Annotated in this window: 13 protein-coding genes; 6 read left to right on the top strand and 7 right to left on the bottom strand. The window is 74.7% G+C overall.

The genetic code is table 11. The features are described from left to right. Positions 1 to 74 precede the first annotated feature (74 nt). Positions 75 to 647 (bottom strand): MarR family winged helix-turn-helix transcriptional regulator, encoded by a 573-nt coding sequence (locus ACFY30_RS05080; protein WP_390843768.1) that lies wholly within the window; start codon positions 645 to 647, stop codon positions 75 to 77. 260 nt (positions 648 to 907) lie between these two features. Between ACFY30_RS05080 and ACFY30_RS05085 the strand changes: the two genes are divergently transcribed. The 3 genes from ACFY30_RS05085 to ACFY30_RS05095 all read left to right on the top strand — a co-directional run bounded on the left by ACFY30_RS05085 (position 908) and on the right by ACFY30_RS05095 (position 6,328). Next, positions 908 to 2,092, top strand: coding sequence for a glutamate--cysteine ligase (locus ACFY30_RS05085; RefSeq protein ID WP_390843769.1), 1,185 nt, complete (start codon positions 908 to 910; stop codon positions 2,090 to 2,092). A 97-nt stretch (positions 2,093 to 2,189) separates the two neighbouring features. Continuing rightward, positions 2,190 to 3,974, top strand: a complete 1,785-nt coding sequence (locus ACFY30_RS05090) for an N-acetylglutaminylglutamine amidotransferase (protein ID WP_390843770.1) — start codon at positions 2,190 to 2,192, stop codon at positions 3,972 to 3,974. Next, a complete protein-coding gene (locus tag ACFY30_RS05095) occupies positions 3,971 to 6,328 on the top strand; it encodes a S9 family peptidase (RefSeq protein ID WP_390843771.1) in 2,358 nt (785 codons plus the stop codon). Before ACFY30_RS05090 ends, ACFY30_RS05095 begins: the two co-directional genes overlap by 4 nt. Positions 6,329 to 6,377: 49 nt before the next feature. Here the strand turns inward: ACFY30_RS05095 and ACFY30_RS05100 are convergent, their stop codons facing one another. Beyond that, positions 6,378 to 7,601 (bottom strand): PP2C family protein-serine/threonine phosphatase, encoded by a 1,224-nt coding sequence (locus ACFY30_RS05100; RefSeq protein WP_390843772.1) that lies wholly within the window; start codon positions 7,599 to 7,601, stop codon positions 6,378 to 6,380. A 240-nt stretch (positions 7,602 to 7,841) separates the two neighbouring features. Here ACFY30_RS05100 and ACFY30_RS05105 point away from each other — a divergent pair, with 240 nt between their 5' ends. From ACFY30_RS05105 to ACFY30_RS05115, 3 genes are all read left to right on the top strand, one after another. Further along, the gene (locus ACFY30_RS05105) at positions 7,842 to 8,204 is read left to right on the top strand and encodes an STAS domain-containing protein (protein ID WP_390843773.1); all 363 of its coding nucleotides are present in this window, start codon (positions 7,842 to 7,844) and stop codon (positions 8,202 to 8,204) included. A gap of 97 nt (positions 8,205 to 8,301) precedes the next feature. Then, positions 8,302 to 8,769: a hypothetical protein gene (locus ACFY30_RS05110; RefSeq protein ID WP_390843774.1), complete on the top strand. Its 468-nt coding sequence runs from the start codon at positions 8,302 to 8,304 to the stop codon at positions 8,767 to 8,769. Between the two features lie 259 nt (positions 8,770 to 9,028). Further along, positions 9,029 to 9,712: a phosphatase PAP2 family protein gene (locus tag ACFY30_RS05115; protein WP_390844189.1), complete on the top strand. Its 684-nt coding sequence runs from the start codon at positions 9,029 to 9,031 to the stop codon at positions 9,710 to 9,712. A 7-nt stretch (positions 9,713 to 9,719) separates the two neighbouring features. Here the strand turns inward: ACFY30_RS05115 and ACFY30_RS05120 are convergent, their stop codons facing one another. The 5 genes from ACFY30_RS05120 to ACFY30_RS05140 are packed head-to-tail and all read right to left on the bottom strand — an operon-like array spanning position 9,720 to position 15,132. Beyond that, positions 9,720 to 11,054, bottom strand: coding sequence for a glutamate-1-semialdehyde 2,1-aminomutase (locus ACFY30_RS05120; protein WP_390843775.1), 1,335 nt, complete (start codon positions 11,052 to 11,054; stop codon positions 9,720 to 9,722). A 7-nt stretch (positions 11,055 to 11,061) separates the two neighbouring features. Continuing rightward, on the bottom strand, positions 11,062 to 11,631 hold the full coding sequence (locus ACFY30_RS05125) for a dTDP-4-dehydrorhamnose 3,5-epimerase family protein (protein WP_390843776.1): 570 nt from the start codon (positions 11,629 to 11,631) through the stop codon (positions 11,062 to 11,064). Continuing rightward, on the bottom strand, positions 11,628 to 12,872 hold the full coding sequence (locus tag ACFY30_RS05130) for a polysaccharide pyruvyl transferase family protein (RefSeq protein WP_390843777.1): 1,245 nt from the start codon (positions 12,870 to 12,872) through the stop codon (positions 11,628 to 11,630). The genes ACFY30_RS05125 and ACFY30_RS05130 overlap by 4 nt, the downstream gene beginning before the upstream one ends. Beyond that, positions 12,869 to 13,825, bottom strand: coding sequence for a glycosyltransferase family 2 protein (locus tag ACFY30_RS05135; protein WP_390843778.1), 957 nt, complete (start codon positions 13,823 to 13,825; stop codon positions 12,869 to 12,871). Before ACFY30_RS05135 ends, ACFY30_RS05130 begins: the two co-directional genes overlap by 4 nt. Beyond that, the gene (locus tag ACFY30_RS05140; protein ID WP_390843779.1) at positions 13,822 to 15,132 is read right to left on the bottom strand and encodes a hypothetical protein; all 1,311 of its coding nucleotides are present in this window, start codon (positions 15,130 to 15,132) and stop codon (positions 13,822 to 13,824) included. The genes ACFY30_RS05135 and ACFY30_RS05140 overlap by 4 nt, the downstream gene beginning before the upstream one ends. Position 15,133: the final 1 nt, after the last annotated feature.

The raw sequence follows: 15,133 nt of genomic DNA on the forward strand, positions 1-15,133 counted from the left end.
CCCGCACCGCGGCGCCGCACCGGAACGACCCAGGAGGTCGCCCGGTGCGGCGCCGCGGTGCGGGCGGCGGGCCTTCAGCCCTTCGGCCGTCGGCCACTGCGGCGCGGGGCCGGCTCGGCTCCGTCGAGGAGGGTCAGCCGGCGCTCCTCGCCCCGCTCCTCGACCTGCCGCACGACCTGCCGCAGCCCCTCCGCGACGCTCCGGCACTCCTCGTCGCTGAGCCGGGCGGCGACGAACGCCTCCTCCTGGTTGAACTCCGGGAACAGCCGCCGCATCAGCGCCTCCCCCTCGTCGGTGAGGCTCAGCAGCACGAGCCTGCCGTCCGAGGGGTGACCGGCCCGCCGGAGCAGCCCCCGCCCCTCCAGCGTCCGCGCCACCCCGGTGAGCGTCCCCTTGGAGATCCCCGCCTCCTCGGCGACGTGCCGGGTCTCCGACTCGCCCCAGACCCACACCACCCACAGCACCACGAACGCCGTCCAGGTGAGATCGGCGCCGCGCAGCACCGAGTTCTCCAGGTGCTGCCGGACGGCCGAGGCGGCGCGGTAGATGTTGGCGACGACCGCCATCTGCTCGCGCCGGATCGGTATCCCGCCGAGCTTCGCCGCTGCCAGCTTCTCCGCTTCGGTGATGGACCGGTGGCCGGGCACAGGCACGCTCCTTCGATCGTTCGGAGCCAAATTATAGGAGACGCCCGGCCGGGGCCCCGGCCCGGTCCGCGGCCGGCGCCGGGTCCGCACCCCGCGCGCTGGGCGCTCATCCGAGTGTCGCCTGTGTCACGTGGGCGGCGTGGGGTTGGAAAACGGCGTCCTGGTGACTCGGATGTCCTCACCCGCGGTCCTGCCCGCCGGTGAGGCGCCGTTCCACCATGACGGCGGGCAGCCGTTCCGCATCGCCCCGAGGAGTGACCGTGAGCGTTCGTATCGGAGTGGAGGAGGAGTTTCACGTCCTGGAGGTGGAGAGCGGGCTGCTCGTGCCGCGCGCCGACCCCCTCCTGCGACGCCTCCCGCGCCGTACCTTCACGACGGAACTGCACCAGTCCACCGTGGAGACCAACAGCGAGGTGCACGCGTCCCTCGACGATCTCTACGCCGACCTCGCCGGAACGAGACGGCGGCTCGACGCGGCCGCCTCCTCACTGGGCCTCGCGGTCGTGGCCGCCGGGACGGCGCCGCTCGCGGCCGCCGCGGCCGCGCACCCCACCGCCGGTGCGCGCTACCGCCACATGGTCGAGGACTACCGCACGGTCGCCGACGAGCAGCTCATCTGCGGCGCCCAGGTCCATGTCGACATACCCGACCGCGACACGGCGGTCCGGGTCATGTGCGCGGTCTCGCCCTGGCTGCCCGTGCTCCTCGCCCTCTCCGCGAGCTCGCCGTTCTGGCAGGGGGCCGACACCGGCTACGCGAGCTGGCGCACCATGCTCTGGCAGCGCTGGCCCACCGCGGGCCCGGTCGGCTGCTTCGCGGACGCGGACGAGTACGACGCCACGGTCCGCGACCTCGTACAGACCGGGATCATCAGCGACGCGGGGATGATCTACTACGACCTCCGCCCGTCCGCGCACCTCAAGACGCTGGAACTGCGCATCTGCGACTCCTGCCCGCGCGCCGAGACCGTCGTGCTCGTCGCCGGACTGTTCCGCGCCCTGGTGACCGAGGCCTGCGAGCGGCTGGGGACGGGCGGGGCCCGGGGCTGCGCGGGCCGGCACGAATGGCTGCGCGGCGCCTCCTGGCGGGCCGCACGGTCCGGGCTCGAAGGCGGCCTGGTGGACCCCGAGACCCACCGGGAGGCGCCCGCCGGGCAGGTCGTGCGCAAGCTGCTCACGCGACTGCGTCCCGCCCTGGAGGCGCACGGCGACCGGCAGACCGTCGGCGCGCTGGCGGAGGCGGCCCTCGCCGAGGGCAGCGCGGCCCGCCGCATGCGCCGGATCGCCCAGGAGGAGGACCTGCTCGCCTGTGCGGACCTGCTGATCGCCGAGACCCGGGGGGAACGCGCACGCCGCACGGCCCCCGCCCGGCGCAAGGACCTTCCGCCCACGGCCGGCGCGCCAGGCTCCGCGACCCGGTCCGTGCGACCCCTGACCCGCAGGTGACCGCCATGGGTACCGACATTCTGTCCCCCCACGCAGATGACGAAGCCCCCGCGCCGAGGCGGCCGGGCCACGCCGAACGGAAGGGAGGCGACACGGCATGTGCGGTCTGAGCGGGGAGATCCGCTTCGACGGTCGCAGGCCCGATCTCGCGGCCGTCGAGCGCATGAACGACCGGCTCGCGGACCGCGGCCCCGACGGCAGGGGGACCTGGACGCGGGGCGCGGTGGCGCTGGGGCACCGGCGACTGAAGATCATCGACCTGTCGGACCTCGGAGCACAGCCGATGACCGACCCCCGCGGCGGGATCACCGGAGTCTTCAACGGCTGTGTGTACAACTACCGGGAGCTGCGCGAGGAACTGCGGCGCCTCGGACACCGCTTCACGTCGACGTCCGACACCGAGGTGGTGCTGAAGGCCTACCGGCAGTGGGGCCCCGCCTGCGTGGAGCGCTTCCGCGGCATGTTCGCCTTCGCCCTGGTCGAGCACCGGTCCGGGCGCGTGGTGCTGGGCCGTGACCGGCTCGGCATCAAGCCCCTGTACCTGGCCGGGACGCCGGGCCGCCTCCGGTTCGCGTCCTCCCTCCCCGCCCTGCTCGCGGCCGGGGACGTCGACACCTCACTCGATCCGGTGGCCCTCCACCAGTACCTGAGCTGGCACGCCACCGTCGCGGCCCCGCGCACCGTCCTGGCCGGCGTGCGCAAGCTCCCGCCGGCCACCGTGCGGGTCGTCGAACCCGACGGCACCCACCACGACCACCGCTACTGGCAGCCGTCGTACACACGCCGGGCCGAGTACGCGCGGATGGACGCGCACGCATGGCGGGACGCCCTGCTGGAGGCACTGCGCACGGCGGTGCGCCGGCGCATGGTCTCCGACGTCCCGGTCGGTGTCCTGCTCTCCGGCGGCCTCGACTCCAGCCTGATCGTCGCGCTGCTGGCGCAGCAGGGACAGCGGGACCTGATGACGTTCAGCGTGGGGTTCGAGTCGGAGGGCGGGGAGGAGGGCGACGAGTTCCGGTACTCGGACGTGGTGGCCCGGGAGTTCGGCACCGACCACCGTCGCCTGATGATTCCCTCCGACCGGGTGTCGACGGCCGTGGACGGTGCCGTCGCGGCGATGAGCGAACCGATGACCAGCCACGACGTGGTCGCCTTCTATCTGCTGTCCGAGCAGGTGTCCAAGGAGGTGAAGGTCGTGCAGAGCGGACAGGGCGCCGACGAGGTGCTCGCGGGCTACCACTGGTACCCGCGGCTCGCCGAGGTCGCCCGCGCGGACGCCGCCGGGCGGTACGCCGAGACGTACTTCGACCGGCCGCATGCCGACCTCGCCCGGATCCTGGAGCCCGGCATGCTGCCCGGCACCGACGTCTCGGGCCGATTCGTCCGGGAGCACATGGCCGCCCCGGGGGCCGAGACGGCCCTGGACGCGGCCCTGCGTCTGGACACGCACGTGATGCTCGTCGACGACCCGGTCAAGCGGGTCGACAACATGACCATGGCCTGGGGGCTGGAGGCCCGGGTGCCGTTCCTCGACCACGAACTGGTCGAGCTGGCGGCGGCCTGCCCGCCCGGACTCAAACTGGCCGACGGCGGCAAGGGCGTGCTGAAGGCGGCGGGCCGCGGGCTGCTGCCCCGCGAGGTCGTCGACCGCCCCAAGGGCTACTTCCCGGTGCCGGCCGTCAAGAACATGGCGGGTCCGGTCCTGAAGAGGGTGCGGGAGGCCCTCGAGGCGCCCGAGGCGAGGCGGCGCGGCCTCTTCCAGGAGTCCTACGTGTCCGAACTCCTCGCGGCGCCCGATCAGCACCGCACCAAACGGGGAGCGAACGCCCTGTGGCAGGTAGCGTTGTTGGAGATATGGCTGCAGACGCACGGGATCACATGACCGACGCGCGGAGCACCCCGGCCGCCCCGTCCGGCGCGGCGTCCAGCCCGCCGTTCCCCGACGCCCACCCCCGGCCAGGCATCGCCCCGCTCGCTCCGCCGCCCCCCGGCACCCGGCCGGCGGACGCGCACGCCCCTGCCCCCGCGGCCGCCCCGGCCCCCGCGCCGGTCCCCCTGCCGGAGGCGAGCGGTCCGCGGGACGCCGTGACCCGTCTGCGGGTTCACGGCTGCTGGTATCCCTCCGCCGACGCCGACGGTTCCGAGGTCGCCTTCATCTGCGACCGGGGCGGCGTTCCCCAGCTGTGGGCCGGGCCCCTGGACGGCGCCGAGGTGCGCCTGCTCGACTCCCGCCCGGATCCCGTCAAGGAGGTGGCCTGGTCCCCCGACGGCCGCTGGATCGCCTACACCACCGCACCGGGCGGCGGCGAGCACACGCGCGTGCTGTGCGTACGGCCCGACGGCACCGGCCGCCGCGTCCTCGCCGGTGCCGACCCGGGCAGCACCGCCCACCTCGGCCGCTGGGCGCACGACGGTTCCGCCGTCGCCGTCACCCTGTCCGCACCGGCCGCCCCTCCGCTCACGGACGGGGCGGGCCCGGCGCACGGCGACGGCGTTCCGCCGTCGTCCTGGGCCGGCCGCGACGGCCACGCGACCCTGCTGGGCGGAACCCCGTACGAGTCGGCGACGACGACCGGGCAGCCCCTGGCGGGGGAGCCCTCGGTCGCGGCGGGGGAGTCCCTGGCGGGGACGGGACAGCGTCAGGCGGGGGTGGGGCAGTCCTTGGTGGCGACGGGGGAGCCCCCGGCGGGGGCGGGGCAGCCCCCGGGCGGGGCCGGGCAGCGTCAGGCGGGGGCGGTCGGTGCCGTGGCTGCCGGTGTGCCGGCGGTGCGGGCCGACGGCGGTCTGTCGGCCTACCTGATCGATCCCGACGGCCTGGCGTCCCCCGTCCTGCTCGCCACCGAGACGCACGCCGCGACCCTGCGGGTGTGCGACATGAGCCGCGACGGCGGACTCGTGCTGCTGCGCCGGGGCCCGCGCGGACGGCGGGAGGCGGTCGTCCGGCGCACCGCCGACTCGGCGACGACGTGCACGTTTCCGGTCGCCGACGGTGATCCGTGGATCGGACGGTTCTCGCCCGACGGGCGGACGCTGTGGCTGCGCAGCGACGCCGGCCGCGAGTACGCGGCGCTCCTCGCCGTCGCCCTCGACTCCGACGGCCGGCCGCAGGGCGTGTCCGTCGCGGCGGAGCGCCGGGACAGCGACCTCGATCTCCTGGAGCTGTCGCACGACGGCCGCACGGCCGCGCTGTCCTGGAACGCACGGGGCGCGAGCCGGCTCGAACTCGCCGACACCGTCCCGGCGCCCGAGGCGCACGGCGGCCCCCTGCCGGCCACGCCCGTTCCCCTGCCCCACGAGGTCGTCACACGCGTCGTGGCGGCCGGCCCCCGGCGACTGCTGTCGGCACTGTCGGGGTCGCAGCGCCGGCCCGGGGTGTGGTGGGCCTCCGCGGGCGGGTCCCTGCTGCGCACCCCCTGGTCCTCCCGCGACGAGGACGCCGCCCCGCCCGGCCGGCCGCCCGTGCGCCCCGTCCTCCAGCGGCTCACCGCCCGTGACGGGCTGCCCCTGAGCGGCTGGTACTACAGGGCGCCGGGCCGGGCTCCGGGCGAGCCGGCGCCCTGCGTGATCCACCTGCACGGTGGCCCGGAGGAACAGGAACGCCCCGTCTTCAACCCGCTCTACCACGAACTGGCCGGGCGCGGCCTGGACGTCTTCGCCCCCGACGTCCGAGGCTCCTCGGGGCACGGCCGGACGTTCGTCGACGCCGACCTCGGCACCGGCCGCTTCGCCGCGCTGGACGACGTCGCGGACTGCGCGGCCCACGCGGTACCGGCGGGCCCCGCCGATCCGACCCGGCTGGCGGTCATGGGGCGCTCGTACGGCGGATACCTGACCTTCGCCTCCCTCGTACGGCACCCGGACCTGTTCCGTACCGGGGTCGCCGTCTGCGGCATGTCCGACTTCTCGACCTTCTTCGCCGGTACGGAGCCCTGGCTCGCGGAGTCGGCGGCCCACAAGTACGGCCACCCCGAGCGCGACCGCGAACTGCTGCGCGCGCTCTCGCCGATGACCCGCATCGACGCCCTGCGCGTCCCCGTGCTCGCCGTCCACGGCGAACACGACACCAACGTGCCGCCGGGCGAGTCCGAGCAGTTCGTGCGGGCCGCGCGTGAACGCGGCGTCCCCGCCGAGCTCCTCACCCTGCGCGAAGAGGGCCATGACTTCCTGCGCGCGGACAACCGGCGGCTGTTCCGCCTGGCGGCCGCGGACTGGCTGGAGCGCCACCTGACCGGCTGAGGTACGGCGAGGGCCCCCGCAGCAGCCCCGGCGCCCGCGGCGGCGTTCGTCACCGGGGGTGCTGCGGCGCCGAGGCCGTCCCGGAGCCGCCGTGCCATGCGCACAGCAGGACGGTGGCGTCGTCGTTGAGGTGCCCGTCGTGGTGCTCCAGGACGGCGCGGATCAGCCCGCGCAGCGTTTCGGGAGCGGCCAGGCCGTCGGCCTGGTGACGGATGACGAAGTCGACGAAGTGGTCGCGGCCGAACTCGTGTCCGTCGGCGTCACGGGCTTCGGTGATGCCGTCGGTGTACAGCAGGAGCTGGTCGCCGGGCTCCATCTGTTCCCGGCACAGGGTCACGGGGAGGCCCAGGTCGGTGCCCATCGGATGGGTGGGGACGCAGCCGAGGTGGGTGGTCCAGCGTCTGCCGCGGATCAGGACGGGGAGCGGGTGGCCGCAGTTGATCCAGGTCAGCAGGCCCGATTCCAGGTCGAGGTCGGCCAGGACCGCGGTCGTGTAGCGGGACCGGGCGAACTGTTCCAGCAGGGTGGTCTCGATGGCGTCGCGGACCTGGGCGAGGCCTTTGCCCCGGCGGCGCTGGTTGCGGCAGGTGGCCAGGGCGAGGTTGGCGGTCAGGCCTGCCGAGGTGTCGTGGCCCATGGCGTCGAACACCGCCAGGTGGGCCGTGTCGCCGACCAGGGCGTAGTCGAAGGCGTCGCCCGCGGTGGCGTAGGCCGGCTCCATCGCCGCGGCGAGGGTCACCCTCCGGTCGGCGAACGTACGCGGCGGCATCAGCGTCCACTGCATCTCCGCGGACACCGACATCGGGCGCACCCGGGTGAGACGGGCGTAGGAGTCGCTGTGATGGCGCTTGGAGACCAGCAGCAGGCCCACCAGCGACGCCAGCCCCTCCATCGCGGCCCGCGTCTGCGCATCCGGTTCGCGGTCGGTCTCGACCCGCAGGGTGCCCAGGCGTTCGGTGCCGTCCAGGACGGGCAGCCAGTGCTGCACGCGGCCGTCGGCGGGCACGGAGTGGGGCTGCGCGCTGCTGAAGACCCGGCCCGCCAGCGTCGCGTCGACCCGCAGCTCCTGGCCGCCCGCTCCGGCGTCCGGCCCCCGCCCGGTCGCCTCCCGCAGCACCAGCTCCTGGAGGTCCGCCACGTAGAAGCGCGCCCGGTGCAACCCGGCCTCGCCCGCGTGCCGCGCCACCAGGGCCGGCAGTTCCTCGAACGCGCACAGGTGGCTGGCCCGCAACAGAGCGCCGAACATGCGGGCGCAGTCCTCGAGCGTAGCCATGCCGGTCACCTGTCGGCCGGGGACGGCCCGCGTCCGCCTGCCCCAGCCCGACCCTCCGGGCGGCCGCGGAGGGGTGCTCGGCCGGCGACGGCGAGAAGTCCGAACCACTGTCACGCCCAGCGTACGACCCGGCCGGTCATCCGGTGGCCCCACACGCTCGGGCCGGTACCGGGGCGGGACGACCGGGCCCGGTGTGCCAGGATCGGAGATCCCCAGTCAGCGAGCACAGCCGAGGACGTCGTGACAGACACCCCTGAACCAGCACGGCCCGGTCTGACGATCGGCCACGAGGCTGTCGACGACGTCCGGGTCGTCGTGCTGCGTGGCGAGATCGACCACGACACCCGTGACAGCCTGAGAGCGGCGCTGCTCCCGCCGGCGGGGAAGGCGGCGCCGCGGACCGTGGCCGACTTCCGCGGGGTCGAGTTCATGGACTCCAGCGGCATCAACGTGCTCATCGCCGCCCACCGGGCGGCCGAGGACGCCGGGGGCTGGCTGCGCCTGGCCGGCGTGCGGGACTCCGTCCGGCACGTCCTGGAGCTCGTGGGCGTCGACACCCTCGTCCCCTGCCGCGCGACCGTCGAAGAGGCCCTGGCCGGCTGAGCGCGGAGCACGCGCGGGTGACGCGTGCCGGCGCAGGGACATGGGGTCCGCCGTACAGGGCACCCGCGACGGCATGCAGGGAAACCAGACGCATGCCATGAGCGACGCGCACGGACGGCCCGGACTCCGGTCGGCCGCCTCACCCCGCCGGGCCGAGGGAAGGCATCGGCGCACCGGACGACGAGGAGGACGCTGGCATCGCAGGCTCCTGGCCTACCGCGACGTCGAGCTGCTGCCGTCCTCCTCCCCGCAGGGCGCGGGCGAGGAATGTCTGCTGCTGGTGCACATCCGCAAAGTGGTCGGACGGGTCACCTACCGGGCGTGCGACGAGTGCGCCGAGGGCGTGATCACCGAGGTCGTCCTGGACGAACCGTTCCGCGACTGCGGGCTGGGCACGAGGGCGCTGTCGCACCTGCGTTCCCGGTACCCCGGCGTCACCTGGCGCACCACCCTCGAGACCCGCTTCACCCGCGATCTGCTGCGCCGGATGCGCATCCGCAGGGCGCCCGTGCACGGGACCTGCTCCCACGTCCGGTCCACCGCCCTGGCCGCCGCCGGCGGCTGACGGCGGGGCGGTCGCTTCCACGACTTCCCGTCCCCGGGGACCCGACCCGCCGTGCGCAGGGGACGGCGCCGCCCTTCCAGGCGCCTCCGACCTGCGCAGACGAGCCTTTCACCCACGTCGAGGACCGTGCCGCGTTAGGTTCTCCCCATGCACTCTCCAGCACCGTCGAGACGTCCCGGATCCTCCCCGGACCGCAGGCACGCCGCGTGACACCGGCGAAGGGCACGGTCTCTTGAGGGCGTCGGGCTCACGCGTGCCGATCAGAGGAGGAGCGGCGCCCGCGGTGCTGCCCCCGTCGCTGCGCGGGTGGGCCGGGCTGACGTCGGCCCTCGCCGCGCTGGTGGTCGTCGTGCTCGGGGTCCTGTACGCCGGCGACAGCGAGCCCGGCAGGGTGGACGCGCGGATCGGGGCGGCGGCGGACGGCGTGGGGCCGCCGTGGCGGGACATCGCTCTGGCCACGGACTTCCTGGGGGAGCCCGGGGGAGCGGCGACGCTGGTCATCGCCACCGTGACGGGCTGTCTGCTGCTTCGGCGTCCTCGTGCGGCGGTGCTCGTCGTGGCCGGCGCGGGCACGACCGTGGGGACGGCGACGCTGCTCAAGCACCTGGCGGGACGCACCATCCACGGCGACGGGAACCTGTCCTACCCGAGCGGGCACACCGCCTTCCTCACCGCGCTCGCCCTCGTGGTGGCGCTGCTCGCGACGGACCGGCTCGGCCTCGGCAGGACGGCCGGCGCGTCACTCGTGCTCGCCGCGGCGCTGGTCGCCGGCGCCGCCATGGGCTGGGCGCAGGTCGCCCTGGGCGCGCACTACCCGACCGACGTCCTCGGCGGCTGGTGCACCGCGCTGGCGGTGACACCTCCCACCGCGTGGCTGGTCGACCGGACGGCTGACCGGCCGGCCGCCCGGCCGGCCGACGCCGTCCTGCGGGAGCGTCCCTGACGTCACGTCACGCCAGGCGCCGGAACACGGGCTTCACCGGCCGCCCGCCCATCCAGGGGGTGGGGTCGGCGGCGTCCAGTGCCTTCCGGTACACCGCACAGGCCTCGGCCACCACGTCGACCGTGTGATCGATGTCGGCGTCGTCGAGCGCGCTGCTCACCACGAACGACGGGGCCAGCACCCCGCCCGTGAGGAGCCGGCGCAGGAACAGGGTGCGGTACCGCTGCGAGGGCTGCCCCCGCTCGTCGAGGGTGGCGAAGACCAGGTTGCTGGCCCGGCCCCGGACGACGAGGTGGTCGCCGACGCCCATGCTCGCCGCGGCGTCGCGGACCCCGGCGGCCAACCGCTCGCCGAGGGCGTGCAGCCGTGCGGTGACACCCTCCTCGACGTAGGTGGTGAGCACGGCCATCGCGGCCGCCAGGGAGTGCGTCTCCGCACCGTGCGTGGTGGACAGCAGGAACACCCGGTCACCAGGGTGACGCAGCCCGCCCCGCTCCATCAGCTCACGGCGCCCGGCCAGCGCGGAGACGGCGCATCCGTTGCCCAGCGCCTTGCCGAACGTGGAGAGGTCGGGGACCACGCCGTACAGGCCCTGGGCGCCCGCCTCGGACCAGCGGAAGCCGGTGATCATCTCATCGAAGACCAGCACGCAGCCGTGCCGGTCGGCCAGCTCGCGCAGGCCGGCCAGGTACCCGGGCGGCGGCTCGGTCTGGGTGGCGGGTTCGAGGATCAGACACGCGACCTCGTTCTCGTACCGGGTGAGCAGCTCCTCCGTGGCGGCCAGGTCCCCGTAGGGGAACGTCACGGTGAGCTCGTCGGTCGCCGCCGGAACGCCGGCGGACATCGGCGTGGTGCCGATGAACCAGTCGTCCACGGAGAAGAACGGGTGGTCGGCGCAGAGGGCCACCCGCGGGCGGCCGGTGGCGGCGCGGGCGAGGCGCACCGCCGCGGTGGTGGCGTCGGAGCCGTTCTTCGCGAACTTCACCATCTCGGCGGTCGGTACCGTGGCCAGGAAGCGTTCCGCGGCGTCGACCTCCACGACGGACGGCCGGACGAAGTTGCTGCCGCGCTCGAGCTCCCGCCGCACCGCCTCGGTCACGCGGGGGTGGGCGTGCCCGAGACTGACCGACCGCAGGCCGGAGCCGTACTCGACGTAGCGGTTGCCGTCGACGTCCCACACATGGGCGCCGCGGCCGTGGCTGATGACCGGGGCCAGGTGCTCGGGGTACTGGTCGTCCCCCTTGGCGTAGGTGTGCGCACCCCCGGGGATCATGGCGTGCAGCCGCTCGTTCGCCGCCCGCGAGCGGGGCAGAGGGAGCTCTGCGGTGTCTTCGGTGTCCACGTCGACCTCAGCTTTCCTGACGTTCCTGACGTTCTTGGTGCTTCAGGACCTCGGCGAGGCTCGGCGCCTCCCGGTCCCGCGGGGACATCGAGGTGACCGGGAGCGGCCAGGGAATGGCGAGCTCCGGGTCGTCGAAGGCGATCGTCACGTCCTCGGACGGATCGTGCGGGCGGTCGATCCGGTACGAGGTGTCGGCGGTCCCGGTCAGCGCCTGGAAGCCGTGCGCGCACCCCGCCGGGATGTACAGGGTCACCTGCGTCTCGCCGGACAGCTCGAAGAAGGCCCGGCCCCGGTAGGTCGGCGAGCCCGGCCGCAGATCCACGACGACGTCGAAGATCCTCCCGTACGAGCAGCGCACCAGCTTGGCCTCGCCGGCGCCGGAGCGCAGGTGCAGGCCGCGCAGCACGCCCCGGACCGAACGGGACAGGCTGTCCTGGACGAAGGCGTCCGGGTCGAGGCCCACCGAGCGGACCACGTCGGCGTCGAAGGTGCGGCAGAAGAAGCCGCGTTCGTCGGTGTACGGCGTCGGCTCGAACAGGTACGCGCCGGCGATCTCGGGGACTTCGGTCGCTTTCATGGCGTCTCCTGGCGGGCGTGTCCGTGGGCGTGGGTGTGGTCGGCCGCCGGGAACAGGGCCGCGGTCAAGGCGGCGAACTGCAGATCGAGTTGCCGCGCGGCGTCCCGGTTCCGCTCGACGAGCGTCTGCCGCAGTTCCGCCGAACGCCTCTCCAGCGCCCGGAACTGCTCCAGCAGCCGGTCGGCGTCGACCTCGCGCGCCGGGTGGCAGTACGCGGCGAGCCCCATCCGGTCCATGAGCGCGTCGCTCTTCGCCGCGTAGCTGAGTGCGAGCACCGGCGTCCCGGTCTTCAGCGCGCAGATCAGGTTGTGGTAGCGGATCGCCACCACGGTGTCGGCAGCCGCCATCTCCTTCATCAGGTCGGCCAGTGAGGCCGCCTCGGCCGCGGTGACCAGCGGTGAGTCCACCGCGTCGAGGATCGCGGCGACCACCGGCGCGTCGACGCCGTCGCCGGTGAGCAGCCGGATCGGCCTGCCGTCCTCGGCCAGCGCCCGGACGAAGCGGATCGTCCCGTCGAGATAGCGCCGGTGGATCTCCTCGGCCCGGGCCCGGTCGTCGTCGCCGCCGTGGAAGGCCATGACACCGACGCAGACCAGGCCCGGCGGCCCCGAGGGCGCGCCCGCCGGCGGCGTCGGAAGGGCGAACGCGAGGTCCGGGTAGACCTCGTCGCGCGCGGTGTCCACGCCCATCGCCCGCATCGCGTCCCGGGACTGCGCGTCCCGGTAGGACCGGTAGGCGGCCAGCCGAGCCGACCAGCGCACCAGGGCCCGGGTCGGCCGGTTGCCGATCACCGCGGCGCCGACGCTGACCAGCGCGACCCGGGTGCGCAGCAGCCGGCCACTCGCGCAGAGCAGGAACAGCGAGTACGGGAAGCCCCACGGCCGCAGCGGCAGCGTGGCCTCCAGGACGCCCATGCCCGGCACGATCACCACGTCGTGCCGGCGCACCCAGGCGGCGGTGCGGAAGACGTCGACCAGTTTGCCCAGACCCTTGGCCGCGATCGCGCCCGCACGCGAGGCGGTCCGGTACTCCCCGCGGTACCAGTGCAGCCGCGTCGCGGGGATCCCGTACCGGGCCGCGACGGCCTCGGGTCCGCCGCACAGCGCGTCCACGACCGCCTCCGGGTGCTCGGCGCGGAGGTACCCGAGCACGGCCTCCAGCGACCCGTCGTTGCCGAGGTTGCCGGAGCCGAGCAGACCGAACACCCCGACGCGCACCGGGTTCCCGTGCGCGGACGTCATGCCTGCCCCCCGGTACGACCCTCACGGCCGGCGACCAGGGCGTCGACGGAGACGGTGAGCCGGTCCGGGTCCACCGGGGCGCGGTCCTCGACCCGCTCGCCGGCGCCCGGCCGGACCCGGCTGGTCATCCACGCGGCCAGGTGGCGGTAGCACGCGCGCCGGTCGGCCGCGGACAACGGCGCCCGCCGGATCGCCGAGACGAAGCCCCAGACGTACTCGGCGAGCAGCCGGGGCGTCGGGTGCAGCGGGCCGGCCCGGCGCGGGTCCAGGTTGACGCACCGGGAACGCTTGGACGGGTTCGCCCGCTCGGCGCGGGTGGGGTGGTCGCGGCGGAAGTACAGCAGCTCCGGCACCTGGTGGAAGGGCCCGTGCAGGGTGATCTCGGCGACGTAGGTGCGGTCCGCGTGGTGGTAGCTGTCCATCGGCTTCACCCGGCGCAGCACATCGGCCCGCATCACCCCGTAGAAGTCGTCGCCGCCCGGCTCGAACAGCAGACTGCGGAAGCGCTCCGGCGCGTGCGGCGAGTCGGTGGCGAGCGTGTACTCGTAGGGGACCTTCACCTTGCCGTCGCCGTCGACGACCGCCTGGCCGGTGTGCGCGAGGATCATCTCCGGCCGCTCGTCCAGTGCCTCCACACAGCGCTTCAGCAGGTCCCTCCCGTACAGGTCGTCGTGCGAGGCCCACTTGAACAGCTCGCCGCGGGACTCGGCGAGCACATGGTTGTGGTTCGGTGTCGCGCCGATGTTCCGGGGCAGCCGGATGTACCGGATGCGCGCGTCCTTCGCGGCGTACCGGCGGCAGATGTCCTGGGTCCCGTCGGTCGAGGCGTTGTCGGAGACGACCAGCTCGAAGTCCTCGTAGGTCTGGCCGAGCAGGGCGTCGAGCGATTCGGCCAGGTACTCCTCGCCGTTGTACACGGGCAGGCCGATGCTCAGCCTGGGGCGGTCGGTCATGAGGTCCTCACTTCGGGGATGGGATGGCGGCGGTGCTCGCGCAGGGCGGACCGCAGTTGCAGCCACCACACGGCCGAGCCGCTGACGGTCGCGGCGGCGACGCCCCAGGCCGAGCCGACCGTGCCGGCGGCGGCCGCCCCGCCGAGCCCGCCGCCGACGTAGCAGGCGGAGGCGAACAGCTGGCAGCGCAGGCTGCGCCGGGCCGCGCCGAGCGCGCGCAGCCCGGCCGCCGCGCCGGTGCCGAGGCCCGCGCCCGCGACACCGAGGGTGATCGGCACGATGAGCTCGGCGGCGGAGTGCCAGACCCCGCCGAGCGTGAACTTCCCGAGCCGGTCGGGCAGCAGCAGCAGCGCCCCGCCCCAGAGCAGGGCGGCGGCGGCCTGCCCGCCGCCGAGGAGGAGGCAGAACGTCCCGAGCCGCTGCGGGGCCTGCCGCAGCACCCGTGCCGCCTCCGGGACGGTGACCAGGGACAGTCCCATCAGTACGGCGAGGAACGGGCCCATCAGGAGCTCGGCGCCCCGCACCGCGCCCACCGCGCCGACCCCGGCGATCGCGCCGAGCCCGTACGCCCGCAGCTGGCTCGCGCCGCTGAGGCTGACGTTCTCGACCAGGTACCGGTAGCCGAGGTCGCGCTGCTCGCGCAGCCACCCGCGGGCCTCGGTCACCCGGGGCCGGATGCCGGACTGGAGGCAGCCGTACGCCGCGGCCACCGCGGCGGACGCGCCCCAGGCGAGCACGAAGGCGGCCACGCTGCCCACGCGGGCCGCCACCACCATGGCCGGGACGAGCGCGACGCACCACACGAGGTCGTTGACGAACGCCTTGCGCCCGGCACCGGCGGCGAAGAACGAGAACCGCCAGGCGTCCTGCAGCAGCAGCCCCGGCAGCAGGACGCCGAGGCAGGCGAACGCGGGCCCCAGCCGGCCGCCGAGAGCGAGGCCGATCACCAGGCACGCCGCGCCGATGACCGTCCCCACGCCGAGCGCGGTACCCGACGCCCGGGCCACCGCCCCGCGCCAGGACGCCTCCGGCACGCCGCTGAAGCGCACCACGAGCGGGTCGCTGGCCAGCCCGCGGGAGACGTTGAGCACCACGCCGTAGGTCACCCAGGCCAGGCTGAACACGCCGAAGGCGGTCACCCCCAGCGAGCGCGCCACGTAGATCCCCACCGCGAAGTTGCTGATGCTGGAGGCCGCCTGGTCGGCCAGACCCCAGGACAGCCGGCCGGCCATGGCCCGCTTGCCGCTCCGCCGGGCCTGCCCGCCCGGGGCCGCCGCTGCCGTCGTCCTCTCCCCCTCGGTGGTCATG

Origin of the sequence: Streptomyces sp. NPDC000345 (assembly GCF_042898825.1) — a bacterium.
Taxonomy (GTDB): Bacteria; Actinomycetota; Actinomycetes; order Streptomycetales; family Streptomycetaceae; genus Streptomyces.

What these genes read in the sequence shown, in the direction of transcription:
- ACFY30_RS05090 (WP_390843770.1), top strand. Translation starts at nt 2,190, where the DNA reads ATGTGCGGTCTGAGCGGGGAGATCCGCTTCGACGGTCGCAGGCCCGAT.
- ACFY30_RS05110 (WP_390843774.1), top strand. Translation starts at nt 8,302, where the DNA reads ATGAGCGACGCGCACGGACGGCCCGGACTCCGGTCGGCCGCCTCACCC.
- ACFY30_RS05125 (WP_390843776.1), bottom strand. Translation starts at nt 11,631, where the DNA reads ATGAAAGCGACCGAAGTCCCCGAGATCGCCGGCGCGTACCTGTTCGAG.
- ACFY30_RS05100 (WP_390843772.1), bottom strand. Translation starts at nt 7,601, where the DNA reads ATGGCTACGCTCGAGGACTGCGCCCGCATGTTCGGCGCTCTGTTGCGG.
- ACFY30_RS05130 (WP_390843777.1), bottom strand. Translation starts at nt 12,872, where the DNA reads ATGACGTCCGCGCACGGGAACCCGGTGCGCGTCGGGGTGTTCGGTCTG.
- ACFY30_RS05135 (WP_390843778.1), bottom strand. Translation starts at nt 13,825, where the DNA reads ATGACCGACCGCCCCAGGCTGAGCATCGGCCTGCCCGTGTACAACGGC.
- ACFY30_RS05095 (WP_390843771.1), top strand. Translation starts at nt 3,971, where the DNA reads ATGACCGACGCGCGGAGCACCCCGGCCGCCCCGTCCGGCGCGGCGTCC.
- ACFY30_RS05140 (WP_390843779.1), bottom strand. Translation starts at nt 15,132, where the DNA reads ATGACCACCGAGGGGGAGAGGACGACGGCAGCGGCGGCCCCGGGCGGG.